This is a genomic window from Alcanivorax profundi, from assembly GCF_003597125.1.
GTDB classification, from domain to species: domain Bacteria; phylum Pseudomonadota; class Gammaproteobacteria; order Pseudomonadales; family Alcanivoracaceae; genus Alcanivorax; species Alcanivorax profundi.
In genome coordinates, this window is the sequence record NZ_QYYA01000003.1 from 448,456 (window position 1) to 462,629 (window position 14,174).

General features: G+C 56.0%; 11 protein-coding genes. All 11 read left to right on the forward strand.

Annotated features, from left to right (window positions below; translation table 11 throughout):
- The first annotated feature begins 181 nt into the window (after positions 1-181).
- The 11 genes from wecA (at position 182) to D4A39_RS12010 (ending at position 14,167) form a co-directional block, all read left to right on the forward strand.
- Positions 182-1,225, forward strand: coding sequence for a UDP-N-acetylglucosamine--undecaprenyl-phosphate N-acetylglucosaminephosphotransferase (gene wecA, locus D4A39_RS11960; RefSeq protein ID WP_158586935.1), 1,044 nt, complete (start codon positions 182-184; stop codon positions 1,223-1,225).
- A gap of 817 nt (positions 1,226-2,042) precedes the next feature.
- On the forward strand, positions 2,043-3,470 hold the full coding sequence (locus D4A39_RS11965; protein WP_119918250.1) for an MBL fold metallo-hydrolase: 1,428 nt from the start codon (positions 2,043-2,045) through the stop codon (positions 3,468-3,470).
- 431 nt (positions 3,471-3,901) lie between these two features.
- Positions 3,902-5,674 (forward strand): SLC13 family permease, encoded by a 1,773-nt coding sequence (locus tag D4A39_RS11970; protein ID WP_119918189.1) that lies wholly within the window; start codon positions 3,902-3,904, stop codon positions 5,672-5,674.
- An 84-nt stretch (positions 5,675-5,758) separates the two neighbouring features.
- Entirely contained in the window at positions 5,759-6,115 is a 357-nt protein-coding gene (locus tag D4A39_RS11975) for a four helix bundle protein (protein ID WP_119918190.1), read from the forward strand.
- Between the two features lie 50 nt (positions 6,116-6,165).
- Positions 6,166-6,783, forward strand: coding sequence for an adenylyl-sulfate kinase (gene cysC / locus D4A39_RS11980; RefSeq protein WP_022985049.1), 618 nt, complete (start codon positions 6,166-6,168; stop codon positions 6,781-6,783).
- A gap of 359 nt (positions 6,784-7,142) precedes the next feature.
- Positions 7,143-8,309, forward strand: coding sequence for a nucleotide sugar dehydrogenase (locus D4A39_RS11985; RefSeq protein WP_119918191.1), 1,167 nt, complete (start codon positions 7,143-7,145; stop codon positions 8,307-8,309).
- 10 nt (positions 8,310-8,319) lie between these two features.
- Positions 8,320-8,685 carry a VanZ family protein gene (locus D4A39_RS11990; protein WP_022985047.1) on the forward strand — a complete coding sequence of 122 codons (366 nt, stop codon included), beginning with the start codon at positions 8,320-8,322 and terminating at the stop codon, positions 8,683-8,685.
- Entirely contained in the window at positions 8,678-9,571 is an 894-nt protein-coding gene (galU, locus tag D4A39_RS11995) for a UTP--glucose-1-phosphate uridylyltransferase GalU (protein ID WP_119918192.1), read from the forward strand. Before D4A39_RS11990 ends, galU begins: the two co-directional genes overlap by 8 nt.
- A gap of 108 nt (positions 9,572-9,679) precedes the next feature.
- Positions 9,680-10,957, forward strand: a complete 1,278-nt coding sequence (locus tag D4A39_RS12000; protein WP_119918193.1) for a UDP-glucose dehydrogenase family protein — start codon at positions 9,680-9,682, stop codon at positions 10,955-10,957.
- Between the two features lie 2 nt (positions 10,958-10,959).
- Positions 10,960-12,609, forward strand: a complete 1,650-nt coding sequence (pgi, locus tag D4A39_RS12005; RefSeq protein WP_031226288.1) for a glucose-6-phosphate isomerase — start codon at positions 10,960-10,962, stop codon at positions 12,607-12,609.
- A 184-nt stretch (positions 12,610-12,793) separates the two neighbouring features.
- Positions 12,794-14,167: a phosphomannomutase/phosphoglucomutase gene (locus D4A39_RS12010; protein WP_119918194.1), complete on the forward strand. Its 1,374-nt coding sequence runs from the start codon at positions 12,794-12,796 to the stop codon at positions 14,165-14,167.
- Positions 14,168-14,174: the final 7 nt, after the last annotated feature.

Consider the following 14,174-nt stretch of genomic DNA (forward strand, 5'->3'; position numbering starts at 1 on the left):
ATTGAGTAATGGTTCACTGTTCTGGCGAACAGAATCGCGCTGGTTTTCTTGAAATTTGGGTCTGGGCTGTTGTCTTCAAGAAGAGGGACTTTCTCTTGAGCCCGGTCTATTTTGCCACCTAATTGATTAGGTTTTGTACATGGAAGCTGCAGGCACATCTCTTCTTTCGGGCGTTTTTGCCTTGATTTCTTTGCGGATGCTGATGCCCTTTGCGGTGAAATTCCGCCTTGTGGATAAACCCGATCAGCGTAAATTGCACAAAGGTGCGGTGCCGCTGGTGGGTGGTTTAAGTGCCTTCGTCGGTGTGTTTCTGGGCTTTATGCTGGGCATGCCACTGACGTCCGGTTATCTGATTTTTCTGCTTTGTGCCTCGGTGCTAGTAGTGCTTGGTGCCGTGGATGATGCGCGGGATATCTCTGCCAAGTTCCGTCTGTTTGCCCAGGTCGTGCTGGGCGCGGTACTGGTGTATGGCTCCGGGGACTCTCTGGAGTCGTTCGGCAATCTGGTGGGGCTGGGTGTTATCGAGCTGGGTGTCTTCGGGCCGTTGGTGTCCATTGCTGCCGTGATTGGCGCTACCAATGCCTTCAATATGATCGATGGAATTGATGGTCTGGCTGGCAGCCTTTCGCTGATTGCCTTGTTGTCATTGGCACTGTTGTTTTCGGTATCCGATGGGCACGAAGCGGGTTTGGCGCTGTCCCTGGGCTTATCCTGTGCCCTGATCCCTTATTTGATGGCCAACCTCCGAATTCCGCCGTTTAAGCGCCGTATTTTCATGGGCGATGCGGGCTCCATGTTCATCGGTTTTGCCATTGTGTGGCTGATGATTCAGGGGGCTCCGCTGGAAGGGGCGGCTTTCCGTCCGGTGACTGCGCTATGGTTGATTGCGCTGCCGCTGATTGACATGGTGGCCATCATGGTAAGGCGAGCGCGCAAGGGGCAATCAGTAATGAACCCGGATCGTGAACATTTGCACCATATTTTCATGCGCGCCGGTTTTTCTGATCGCCAGGCCTTGATGCTGATTTCCTTCGTGGCCATGCTCTTTGCTTCCTTTGGCCTTCTGGGCGAGTTCTTCCAGATCCCCGAGTGGGTGATGTTTGCGGCCTTCGCAATGGTGTTTGCCCTGTATGATTATGCCCTCGGCCGGGTGTGGCGCTTGTTGGCCCTGTTCCGGCGTGGCTGGTCTACAAAGATCACTTCCAGATTGAAGGTGCAAAGCTAAACCGAAGAAGGCTGGCTCTCCAGGGAAGGTTCCCGTTGGGATATTCAGCTGACTGAACGAAGTGCCTGGGGCGGCATTCGTTCAGCAAGATGAATCTCCCGCAAGTAACGCCTGTGATGACCAGGGAGCTTCGGTCGAGCTTTAGTCTTGAGGTGTGAAACCCGGTTTCATGGGGAAGCGCCCGTATCCAGTTCCCGCCTTGGTGTCGTGGGTTTCATTCGGCTACAGCGGCTTATTCGTCTTCTCCTGTTGGCCAACAGGTTGGCTCCCTGAATATCCAATATCGCTCCAGGCGTTTTGTTTGCCATGAGCGGTTTCATTGTCATTTTGTCGTCGAACGGCCTCCCCTAAAAAAACACACCCCACCGCCCATCGTAGCCGCGGTCGTTTGACCACGATGGGGGGCACTGCCGCAAGGGCAGCCCCACAATTCAGCGGCTGATCTTCTGTTAGAAAGAAGCTTTTACCATTCGAGAAATGGGTAAGCAGGGGAGTTAACTATAAGCTGTTGTCACTGCTACAGGAGTTGAGGCGTGGCCTGTAGTGGGGGATCATGGTCTGACCTTGTTTTCAACAAGCGGAATCTCCCGCAGGGAATGCGTGTTGGCGCGCCGAAATAGCAGGGATATGAGTGGTTAGCGAGCAGGTAGCTGCTAGCAACAAGGTAAGACAGAAGCCCGGGATCGGCGGAGATGGGTGTGCGCCCATTTCTGCCCTGCGAACAACAGTGTGAACATGGATGTTAATAGCCGCGGTCGCGTTTGCGCGTGTTTTGCGTCAAGCGTGTGGCGTGTTGCATGAAGCGGGGTTTGAAGACATGGATAGTCGCGCGGCTGCCCAGGAGGGGGCTTTTCCGTTTGTGGTGCACCACGGTGCAGTGCAGGGGGTGACTGGCTCGGCCCATGAGTGGGTGTTAAGCGAGTCTGCCTCTGTGCTGATCGACTGTGGGTTGTTTCAGGGTAGTGATACCGGCCCGGCTGGCGCGTCGGCGTCGCATCTTTCCATTGATTTCGATATTTCCCGGATTCAGGCGGTGGTGCTGACCCATGTGCATATTGACCATGTGGGGCGGTTGCCGTGGCTGTTTGCGGCGGGGTATGACGGCCCGGTGTATTGCAGCGAGCCTTCGGCACGGTTGTTGCCGATTGTGCTGGAGGATGCGTTTCGGTTGGGGATCAGCCGCCAGCCGGAGCGGGTTGAGGCGTTTCTGAAACTGCTGGATTCACGCCTGGTAGCCGTCCCTTATGAGCAATGGCAGCTGCTGCCGATGACGGAGGAGTCGGCGTTTATTCAGCTGTTGCCGGCGGGGCATATTTTAGGTTCTGCATCGGTGTCGTGCCGGGATTCACAAGGGCATGTGACAGTCTTTTCCGGGGATCTGGGGGCGCGGCTGGCGCCGATTCTGCGCTCAGCCCAATCCCCTTATCGGGCCGATTGTCTGGTAATCGAGAGTACCTACGGTAACCGCTTGCATGAAGGCCGTGCGGCGCGCTCAGCGCGTCTGGAGCGGGCGCTATTACGGGCCATGGAGGATCAGGGATCGCTGTTGATTCCTGCCTTCAGTATTGGCCGCACCCAGGAGCTGCTTTATGAGCTTGAGGGGTTGATTCACAAGCATCGGGACAAGCCAATCAACCCGCATCTGAATTGGAGTGAGCTGCCGATCGTGCTGGATTCGCCGTTGGCCAGCCGGTTTACGCAGGTGTACCGGGAGCTGGATGCCTTCTGGGATGTGGAGGCCCGGGAGCGGCTGGAAGAGGGGCGCAAGCCGCTGGGCTTTGAGCAGCTGCTGACGGTGGATGATCACGATGGCCATATGCGCATGGTGCGTCATCTGGCCGGCAGCGCCCGCCCGGCAGTGGTGATTGCCGCCAGCGGCATGTGTGCCGGCGGGCGGATCATGAATTACCTCAAGGCGATGCTGGGGGATGCCCGGCACAACCTGTTGTTTGTGGGCTATCAGGCGCGTGGCACGCCGGGCAGGATCATTCAGCAGGAAGGGCAGGGCGGAGAGGTAGTGCTGGATGGCAAGCGTTATCCGATTTCCCTGCCGGTAACCTCCATCAGCGGCTATTCTGCCCACGGTGATCAGCAGGATCTGCTGGATTTTGTGGCGGGTATGCAGGAATACCCATCCGAGGTGCGGGTGGTGCATGGGGATGATGAGGCCAAGGCTGGGCTGAAGGTGGCGCTGGAGGAGTGGTATCGGCGCTCGGGGATGGAGGTTGCGGTGTGCTGTCCTTGAGAAAGCAGCTACTAGCTACGAGGAAAAGCCAAACCCTGCCGGTTTTTCTGTTTTGGGGTTTGCCTTTGGCCTTCTTTGTGGCTTGCCGCCTTTGGATTGGTTATTTCCTCTAGGAGGGCTGGTTTGTTGGCCGAATCAGGCATCAGAAGCGAGTGACGAGTGTCGAGTTGCTAAAACCTGCCCTGAGGAACTGCCTGCTTTTGCCTTTCGAGCCTCGCTTTTTGTTACTCGAAACTCCGTATTTCGGGCAACACGCTGACTCTCCTGCAGGGACTGCGCACTACCTTTCCTTGTTGCACGTCGCTAATAGCTAGTAGCTCGCAGCTAGATCTATATTCTATTTTCGAATTAAACATCCCTTTCTATATGGCGTTTTCGCTGTAAAATGCGGCGTTCATTGCCGTTTTTTCTGCGCCGGAAGGATTCGCTGAGTGAGCCTGGATATTCTGATTACGCTGCTTGTTGTGGCCTCGGTGTTAGGGGCGTTGGCGACTAACCGCTTGCCGGCAGACCTGACCATGATGGCGGCGTTGGTGGCGGTGCTGGTTGCCGGTATCATCACGCCTGCAGAGGCATTGGCCGGGTTTGCCAACCCCGGTCTGATGACCATTGCTGCGCTGTATGTGGTCGCTGCGGCATTGCGTGATACAGGGGCGATTTATTGGGTGGCCCACCGGTTGTTGGGGCAGCCCAAAAGCATTTTTTCCAGTCAACTTCGGCTGATTGCACCGGCCTCTCTGCTCAGCGCTTTCCTGAACAATACCACGGTAGTCGCAATGATGATTCCGGCGGTTCAGGAATGGGCGCAAAGGCTGCGGCTGTCAGCTTCCAAACTGCTGTTGCCGCTTAGCTATGCGGCGATCCTGGGCGGCACCTGTACGTTGATTGGCACCAGTACCAACCTGGTTGTTGACGGTCTGGTACAGGAAAAAGGGCTTCCTGCGTTTGGCATTTTTGATGTGGCCTGGGTCGGTGTCCCGGTTCTGTTGGGGGGCGGGCTGTTCATGCTGCTGCTGGGCCGTTATCTCTTGCCAGAGCGTGAGGGCATGGTGGAGCAATGGGAGCATGCTCGCGAATACCATGTGGAAATGTTGGTGGCCAAAGGCAGTAATTTGGCCGGGCGAACTATTCAGGACGCGGGTCTGCGAAGCCTGACCTATGGCTACCTCACCGAGATACAACGGGGCGACAAACTGTTTACGGCTGTTGGTCCGGAGATGACGCTTCAGGAAGGCGACCTGCTGGCGTTCGTTGGTGTGCCGGAGTGCGCTCGTGAGTTGCAGCGTATCAGTGGTCTTCAGTCCGCTCATGGGGCAGTCCACAAACTGGGGTTGAACAACCATCAGCGCCATCTGGTTGAAGTTGTGCTGAGCCCGGAGTTTCCGGGGATTGGCAAAACCGTCAAGGAGACCGGGTTTCGGAGCCGTTACCAGGCAGCCATTCTCAGCATTAGCCGTAATGGCCGGCGGATGGCGGGCAAGGTGGGGGAGCAGATGCTGCGGGTCGGTGATACGCTGCTGCTGGAAACCAGCCAGCAGTTTGTCGAGCAGTACCGTTACCGTCGGGATTTCATGCTGGTGAGCCCGTTGAAGGATTCGACCCCGCCGGATTTCCGCCGGGCTCCCATTGCGGTGGGTGTCCTGATTGCGATGGTCCTGGCTAATGTCGTGGGGGTTGCGTCCACGCTGGAAGCGGCTATGGTGGCGGCCGGGCTGATGCTGGCGTTTCGCTGTGTGACCGTGAACCGTTCGCGCATGAATGTGAGTGTGAATTTGCCGGTGCTGGTGGTGATTGGGGCGTCATTCGCCTTGGGTAAGGCAATGGAAAGTAGCGGCGCTGCCGCCTGGATTGTACAGGAAGCCTTTCCGGACAGTGGTTTATCGCCGTTTATGGCGTTAGTTATTGTGTACTTGCTGACCGCGGCCTTCACTGAGGTTATCACCAATAACGCGGCGGCGGTGCTGGTGTTTCCCATCGCGCTTGGTGTGGCAGAACAGCTTGGGGTAAGCCCCATGCCGTTTATCGTGGCGGTCATGTTTGCTGCTTCGGCAAGCTTTATGACCCCTCTGGGCTACCAGACTAACCTGATGGTGATGGGCCCTGGTGGCTATACCTTCAGGGATTATCTGCGGATTGGATTGCCGATGAGTGTGGTTGTCGGGGCGATTAGTCTTGCTGTGATTCCAGTGGTTTGGGGGTTTTAAAAAGCGGTAACGAGTTTCGAGTTTCGAAAGGCAATAAAACAATATTGGACAAGGATGTCCTGGGTAAAAAGGAGCAAAGCAGGGATGCGATTTGAAGAGATGGAAGTATGGCGCCGGTCTGCGGCGCTTTGCGTCGAGATGTACCGGCATTTCAAGGAATCCCGGGATTTTGGATTCAAAGACCAGATAACCCGGTCTGCACTTTCCGTGCCCAGTAATATTGCTGAGGGATTTGAAAGGGTGTCACTTCGTGACAGGGGGCGGTTCTGGAGTTATGCAAAAGGTTCAGTCGGCGAACTCAGAACCCAAATTCATATTGGGAGCGAAATCGACTACATCGATGGTGATGTGGCCGGTGTTTGGCTTTCAGAAACCGACCAACTTTCCAGAATGCTTGGTGCTTTGATTCATGGCATCAGGCGAGAATTGAATGAGTGTTGAAGTTGCTTTTCGTAACTCGTAACTCGTAACTTTGAAATAAGGAATTACGCATGTCTGACAAATCCCCGTACCAGGAAAAAGCCAACGAATCCAAAGCCCATGTTGTTTGGCATGAATCCAATATCTCCAAGGCTGACCGTGCCAAGGTGAAGGATCAGAAGCCGAAGTGCATCTGGTTGACCGGTTTGTCTGGCTCTGGCAAGTCCACATTGGCCAACGCCCTTGAGGTGGCCTTGACCGAGCAGGGTAAGCACACCTATCTGCTGGATGGGGATAACGTACGGCATGGCCTGAACAAGAACCTGGGTATGAGTGATGAGGACCGGACCGAGAACATTCGTCGGGTATCTGAAGTGGCCAAGCTGATGGTCGATGCCGGTTTGATCGTCGTAACTGCCTTCATCAGCCCGTTCCGTGCTGACCGTGATGCAGCTCGTGAGCTGTTTGAGGACGGTGAGTTCGTGGAGGTCTTTGTGGATGCACCGCTGGAAGAGTGCGAAAAGCGTGATCCCAAGGGGCTCTATCAGAAAGCTCGCCAGGGCATCATCAAGGAGTTTACCGGTATCGATAGCCCCTATGAGGCGCCGGAGAAGCCTGAAGTGGTGGTCAATACGGCTGAAAACGACATTGAGGCCTGCGTGAAGCAGCTGATCGCCGCGATCATTTAATGCACCGCGTTACAGGGTGGAACCCAGGGTTCCGCCTTGTTCGGAAAAAGGCCGCGCCCGTCAGTGGGTGCGGCCTTTTTTTGGGGCTCATGGACGTTTACGGCGGAGCGTAAGACGGAACCCCGGGCGTTGTCTCATTGGCCCTGTCGGCAGGATTTTGTGGCCGACGCGGGAGACACCCTGACAGGTCAAACAAAAGGCGGGCGCGCAGGCAACGTAAGATACCTGAGGTAGGGGCTATTGGGGGCTGCCACCGCCCGCCCTGGGAGGTGTTGGTTGGCGCTCTCTGGCGGTATACTGGAGCGCTTTCCATGTCTGGCCTGGAGGGCCGGATATTTGTCTTAACTTAGGGGTCGAGAATGAAGATTGCGGTTGCCGGGACGGGTTACGTTGGGCTGTCTAACGCCGTGTTGCTGGCCCAGAACAATACGGTGGTGGCGCTCGATATTGATGCCGACAAGGTAGAGAAAATCCAGCGTCGGATTTCCCCTATTGAAGACGAGATGATCCAGGATTATCTGGCAAACAAGCCGCTGGCGCTGACGGCAACCACGGATAAAGCTATCGCTTTCGAAGGGGCCGATTTTGTGGTGGTAGCGACCCCCACGGACTATGACCCCGAAACCCACTATTTTGACACTCGCTCTGTTGAAGCGGTGATCCGCGATGTGCAGGCGGTTAACCCTGATACCTGCATCATTATCAAGTCTACGGTGCCAGTGGGATATACGGCCTCTCTGCAGCAAACCTTTCCGTCTTCTCGGTTGCTGTTTTCACCGGAGTTTCTCCGTGAGGGCCGGGCCCTCTATGACAATCTCTATCCCTCCAGAATTGTGGTTGGCGGAGACTGCGATGCTGCACGTACCTTTGCGGGCTTACTTTCTGAAGGTGCGATTCGTGAAGATGTCCCTATGCTGTTCACGGATTCTACGGAGGCAGAGGCCATCAAGTTGTTTGCCAATACCTACCTGGCCATGCGAGTAGCCTACTTCAATGAGCTGGACAGCTACGCGGCCTCTCACGGGTTGGATACCCGGCAGATTATCGATGGGGTTTGTCTTGATCCACGTATTGGTGACCACTACAACAACCCCTCGTTCGGTTATGGCGGTTACTGTCTACCAAAGGATACCAAGCAGTTACTCGCCAATTACCGCGATGTGCCGAACAACCTGATTCAGGCGATTGTGGATGCGAACCGGACCCGTAAAGATTTTGTGGCCGAGGATATTCTGCGCCGTGCCCCGAAGAGAGTGGGGGTGTACCGCTTGGTAATGAAAGCGGGGTCGGATAACTTTCGGGCTTCGTCGATACAGGGTGTAATGAAACGTCTGAAAGCCAAGGGGGTTGAGGTCCTGGTGTACGAGCCGGCTTTGGCGGATGCAACCTTCTTCGGGTCCGAAGTCGTGCAGGATTTTGATCAGTTTGTTGGTGCGAGTGATGTCATCGTTGCCAACCGCATGGTAGACGAACTGGAGGCGGTGGCGGATAAGGTGTACACCCGTGATCTGTTCGGCAGTGATTAGTTGATACTTTATGCCTAGCCTTTTGAGAATGACTCCGCTGGCCGTCATTACTCTCGCTTTTGTTGGTGGAGCTTTGTTGCCCGGAGATATCCGCGAGGCGGTCAGCAAGAGCTTGTCACTAGGCAGTATTGCTGGGTACGCCCATGTATTTTTTTGTGCCTTGATCGCGTTGTTGCTGGGGGGGATCGGACGATCCCCCTTATCGGTCTTTGTCATGGTGATGACGTTAGGTGGATTGATTGAACTGATGCAACTGTGGATTCCGTATCGCTCTACCAGCTGGTGGGATGTGGTGGACAATGCACTTGGTGCGAGTCTGGGGTTGCTCGTGTTATGGCTCGGTAAACGGTGTTTAAGTAGAGGGAATGATGGTTAGAAAAGCGGTTATACCGGTGGCTGGGTTTGGCTCCAGGATGTTGCCGGCGTCAAAGTCTATTCCCAAGGAGATGCTGCCCATTGTCGATCGCCCTGCCATTGAGTACGTGGTGAAGGAAGCCGTGAGGGCTGGTATCAAGGAAATCATTCTTGTGTCGCACTCAGCGAAAACCACTATTGAAGACTATTTTGATAGTCAGTTTGAGTTGGAGCAGCAGCTTGAGGCCAAGGGCAAGCATGCGCTGTTGGCTGAGGTGCGCGATATTCTGCCTGAGGATGTGAGTGTGATCTCCGTGCGCCAGCACCAGGCGTTGGGGCTGGGGCATGCGGTGGCGTGTGCGGCACCGGTGGTGGGCAATGAACCGTTTGCGGTGCTATTGGCTGATGTGCTGGTGGATTGTGATGGTCAGAAGGAAGACCTGGGAGCCATGGTGGAGCATTACCGCGCCAGTGGTGCGGCCCAGATAATGGTAAGAGAGGTGCCGGAGGAGCGCGTCGATCAATACGGTATTGTGGCGCTCGAAGGCAAGGTGCCAGCATCGGGTGAGTCTGCACCAATGACATCGGTAGTGGAAAAACCCGCAGTGGATGCGGCGCCGTCATGCCTATCGGTAGTAGGTCGATATGTGCTTCCAGGCGACATTATGGCCATTCTGGCCAAAACACCGCCGGGCGCAGGGAACGAAATTCAGCTTACCGATGCCATTGCGACCCTGATGCAACGCGCCCGGGTGGACGCATACGTTATGCGGGGGCGGACCTTTGACTGCGGCAATAAGGTCGGCTATTTGCAGGCCATTCTGCATTATGCCTCCCGTCACCCTCAGCTGGGTGAGAAGGCAAGGGAACTCATGGCGGCAGAGCTGGCCGAATCTGCAGCAAATTGACAGTATTCGATCGAAAGGGAATTTAAACGCCGCCAGGAGAGAGACGCGTGTTGTCGTATCGGTTTGCACGCGATGGATGGTTCAACGGGTGAACAACCAAGGGATAGCATGCATATAACGGTTTATGGTGACACCTTGTGCGCTCAGGTAACGGCTACGGCCATGGCACAGACGGGCCACCGTGTTAACTGGCGCGTTGTTGAGCCGGCATCACGTGAGAGGCTTGCCCGCGGGCTCCCCTTGTTCCGGGAACAAGGGCTGGATCGCCTGTTTGCGGACCAGCTGGAGAGTGGCCGTCTGATCCCGGGTTTCTGGCAGGAGTTGCCCCAGACCGCACCGGACGCGGTTTTTTTGGCTTTTCCGCCAGGTGAGCAGGCCGCGGCAGAGGGCCTGGCAAGGCGCCTGGCCTCCTCCACGGGGTGCGGCGTGATAGTCAACCAGACCGTGGGGCCAGTAGGGGCTGCCGAGCAGTTGCGGGATATTATCAAGCAGATTGACCCGCGCGCTGTGCTGGTGGCTTTGCCGGATTTGATCCAGGAAGGGAATGCCTTCCAGACCTTTACCCGCCCGGACAGCATTCTGCTTGGCTGTGAAGAGGGAGAGGGGGAGTCCCTGGTTCGAGAGTTGCTGCGCCCCTTCAACCGTCGCAAGGACGTGATTCATGTCATGAGTCTGCGTGAGGCGGAATTTGCCAAACTCGCGATCAGCGGCATTCTGGCGACACGTATCAGCTATATGAACGATATGGCCTGTTTGTCTGAGTCGCTGGGGGTGGATATCGATGTTGTACGGGTGGCCATGGGGGCCGACCCGCGGATTGGCGAATCCTACTTGTACCCCGGTTGTGGATTTGGTGGTCCGGGCCTGAGCAGCAACGTTCTGGCGCTGGTAGACGCTTTGAATAAGCTGGCGGCTGAGCCTGGCTTGCTTGAGCGTGTGCTGCAAACCAATGAGCGACAGAAAGAGGTGCTTTTTCGCAAGTTCTGGCAGTTTCATCACGGGAATTTGGCAGGCAAAAAAGTGGCCTTGTGGGGCGTTGCGTTCAAGCCCGGCACCCACCGGGTCGATAATGCTCCGGCTTTGAAGGTCATTGAGGCGTTGTGGGCACAAGGGGTTGAGGTAACTGCCCATGACCCCAAGGCATTGCCGGATCTGCAAAACTGGGCCCAGGGCAGGGGCGAGCTGACACTGTGTGATGATCCCTATGATGCCGCTGAGGGTGCGGATGCGCTGATGTTGATTACTGAGTGGAAGCCCTACTGGAGCCCGGATTGGCAGCGCTTGAAGCGCAGGATGCGTGAACCGTTGATCCTGGATGGCCGCAATATTTACGAGCCGGCTTTTGTCAGGGAGCAAGGGCTGATCTATCGAGGAATAGGGCGTTAAACATGGTACCGGATCAGGACGTTCTTAGTATCAGTTCCCTTTGGTCGCAATTGACTCAGTGCGCTGCGCAGGAAAAAGCATTGCATCTTGCGGACTTGTTTGAGGCGGATGAGCAGCGTTTTGAGCGCTTCAACATTGATGCCTGCGGGCTATTGGCGGACTTTAGCAAGCAGCGCATGAGCGATGAGGCCCGCGATTTACTGGTGGCGCTGGCGGAAGAGCGTCAGCTTCGTCATTGGCTGGATGCCTTGTTTGATGGGGCTGAGGTAAATTGCACTGAGGGACGAGCGGCAAAGCACTGGTGTTTACGAGAGGAAGCAGGACATGCGCCACAGGTCCATGAGCAACTGGATGCCATGGAGAGAATGGTGGAGCGTATCCTTAAAGGTCACTGGCGTGGAGTTCTCGGGGATGCGATTACCGATGTGGTCAACGTTGGGGTAGGAGGGTCCGATCTTGGCCCTTTGATGGCGGCGTTTGCACTGCAATGCAGCCTCCCTCCCGAAGGTCAGGCGCGGCCCCGGATTCACTTTGCTTCGTCGATGGATGGCAGTCAGGTCTCGCAGGTTCTTCAGGAGCTAAACCCTCGCACTACGCTGTTTCTGGTCTCTTCCAAATCGTTTACGACAGTGGATACGTTGCATAACGCCAAGACCGCACGTCAGTGGCTTGCCCGAGGATTGGGTCTGGACTATGCAAGTGAATCGTTATTGCGATGCCATTTTATTGGCATCTCTGCCAATCCCCGGCGCATGGCAGAGTGGGGCATCATGCCTGCAAATCAACTGCAGTTCTGGGACTGGGTTGGTGGTCGCTATTCGTTGTGGTCTGCTATTGGCCTGCCTATCGCCTTAACGGTTGGGATGGACGGCTTTCGTGAGATGCTGGGCGGTGCCCATGCTATGGATCTGCATTGCCGTAGTATGCCCTGGCAAAAGAATCTTCCCGTGATGTTGGCTCTGGTGGATGTCTGGAATATCAATTTTCTGAAGATTCCTGCCCGCGCGGTGTTGCCCTACGATGGGCGCCTGAAGCACCTGCCGGCCTACCTGGAACAGTTGGAGATGGAATCCAACGGCAAGAGCGTATCCCGGGCAGGTGAGCCACTGGACTACGATACCTGTCCGGTGATCTGGGGTGAGGTTGGCCCGAATGCCCAGCACGCCTTTTTTCAGCTGTTGCATCAGGGGACTCAGCCTATCGCCTGTGAGTTCCTGATGACCGCACGGCGCTATACAGAGGACATGCACTCCGATGCAGCGGTAGAGCTGGAAGGTCAGCATGCCCTTGCCAATGCGAACTGTCTTGCCCAATCACGTTTGCTGGCCCTGGGCGAGCGTGCACTGGACCCGAAAGTCGCCCTTCCTGCCTACAAGCGTTACCGTGGCAATCAACCCAGCACCACCCTGGTATTGGACGAGTTGTCGCCGGGGACCTTGGGTGCGTTGTTGGCAATGTATGAACATAAAGTGTTTGTGCAGGCGGTGATTTGGGGTATCAATCCCTTCGATCAGTGGGGGGTAGAGATGGGGAAGCTGATCGCTACTGATATGCTCGCGGTACTCACCGACCCGGATAACGCTGAAGGTCTGGATGCCTCGTCACAGGCGCTGGCCCGACATATTGCCCGGAAGCAAAAAAGCCGCGACTAGTCGGCAGCGTCAATATACTCAGCACCAGGCTAAAATTCGCCTGTAAGCATGGGGAGTTGCCCACACCCCGGCTTTTGCCTTACCGGTCTTGAGCGGGTTGGGTTGTGCGGCTTCCTTTCTGCGATACCAACTGATTTCACGTATCATGAGAGTCCCAAACTCTTTCCGTTCAGGAAGATCACCTATGAGTCATGCTGTGCCCGCCTCCATTTTTCGTGCCTATGATATCCGCGGCATCTATGGGGAAACCCTTTCAGATGAGATTGCCTTTCAGATCGGTCGAGCGATTGGTTCTGAGGTGCTGGCACAGGGCCAGACCGCGATCGCCGTCGGGCGTGATGGGCGCTTGTCCGGGCCTGCGCTGTTGCAGGCGCTGAGTGATGGTCTTCGGGCGGCGGGATGTGATGTGGTCAATGTTGGCATGGTGCCGACGCCGACCCTCTATTTTGCGACTTACCACATTGAGGGGCTTAACTCTGGGGTCATGCTGACCGGTAGCCACAATCCGGGTAACTATAACGGTTTCAAGATCGTGATTAACGGGGTCACCTTGTCCGGTGAGCGCATCACCGCCTTGCGCGAGCGTATTCTTGATGACGAGCTGGCTGAAGGGCAGGGAAAATATCGGGAACTGGAGATCCTGGAGAGCTATCAGCGGGCTTTTCTGGATAACCATTCCCTTGCCGCGCCAATGAAGGTAGTGGTGGATTGCGGTAACGGTATCACAGGGATCCAGGCTCCGGCCGTGCTGAGCGCCCTGGGCTGTGACGTGGTACCGCTGTTCAGCGAGATAGATGGTAGCTTCCCGAATCACCATCCTGATCCAGGTGACATGAAGAATCTGGTGGATCTGATAGATGCGGTCAAATCGGAGAAAGCGGATCTGGGGCTGGCGTTTGATGGGGACGGTGACCGGGTAGGGGTTGTGACACCTTCGGGCGAGGTGGTCTTTCCTGATATCTTGCTGATGGCTCTGGCGGAGGACATGGTAAGCCGGCACCCTGGGGCAAAGGTCATTTTTGACGTGAAGTGCACCGGCATTCTCTTCGAGGTGATTCGTCGAGCGGGTGGTGAGCCAGAGATGTGGCAGACCGGCCATTCACTCATCAAGGCGCGCATGAAGGAAACCGGCGCACTGCTGGCCGGGGAGATGAGCGGCCATATCTTCTTTGCCGAAGACTGGTACGGATTTGATGATGCGCTGGTGGCCGCTGCCCGGATTTTGGGCATTATCAGCCGTTCCGGCAACGATGCAGATGCTCTTTTCGCCAGCTATCCCTCACTGTGCACTACCCCGGAAATCAATATTGATGTGACGGAAGAAAGCAAGTTTGCGATTGTGGACTATCTGCAGACCCAGGCGGAATTTGGTGAGGGGGAGCGTAGGGTGATTGATGGCATCCGCATGGATTATGCCGATGGCTGGGGGCTGTGTCGGGCGTCCAATACTTCACCGAAGCTGGTGCTCCGGTTTGAGGCAGAAAACGACGAGGCGCTTGGCCGGATCCGTGCGCTTTTCGAGGACAATGTTGCCAAAGCCATGGCGGCAGTGGGTTGACGCCCCG

Excerpts from the sequence above, each read along its gene's own strand:
- D4A39_RS12010 (WP_119918194.1), top strand. The coding sequence starts at position 12,794 with ATGAGTCATGCTGTGCCCGCCTCCATTTTTCGTGCCTATGATATCCGC.
- D4A39_RS11965 (WP_119918250.1), top strand. The coding sequence starts at position 2,043 with ATGGATAGTCGCGCGGCTGCCCAGGAGGGGGCTTTTCCGTTTGTGGTG.
- cysC (WP_022985049.1), top strand. The coding sequence starts at position 6,166 with ATGTCTGACAAATCCCCGTACCAGGAAAAAGCCAACGAATCCAAAGCC.
- D4A39_RS11975 (WP_119918190.1), top strand. The coding sequence starts at position 5,759 with ATGCGATTTGAAGAGATGGAAGTATGGCGCCGGTCTGCGGCGCTTTGC.
- D4A39_RS11990 (WP_022985047.1), top strand. The coding sequence starts at position 8,320 with ATGCCTAGCCTTTTGAGAATGACTCCGCTGGCCGTCATTACTCTCGCT.
- D4A39_RS12000 (WP_119918193.1), top strand. The coding sequence starts at position 9,680 with ATGCATATAACGGTTTATGGTGACACCTTGTGCGCTCAGGTAACGGCT.
- galU (WP_119918192.1), top strand. The coding sequence starts at position 8,678 with ATGGTTAGAAAAGCGGTTATACCGGTGGCTGGGTTTGGCTCCAGGATG.
- D4A39_RS11985 (WP_119918191.1), top strand. The coding sequence starts at position 7,143 with ATGAAGATTGCGGTTGCCGGGACGGGTTACGTTGGGCTGTCTAACGCC.
- pgi (WP_031226288.1), top strand. The coding sequence starts at position 10,960 with ATGGTACCGGATCAGGACGTTCTTAGTATCAGTTCCCTTTGGTCGCAA.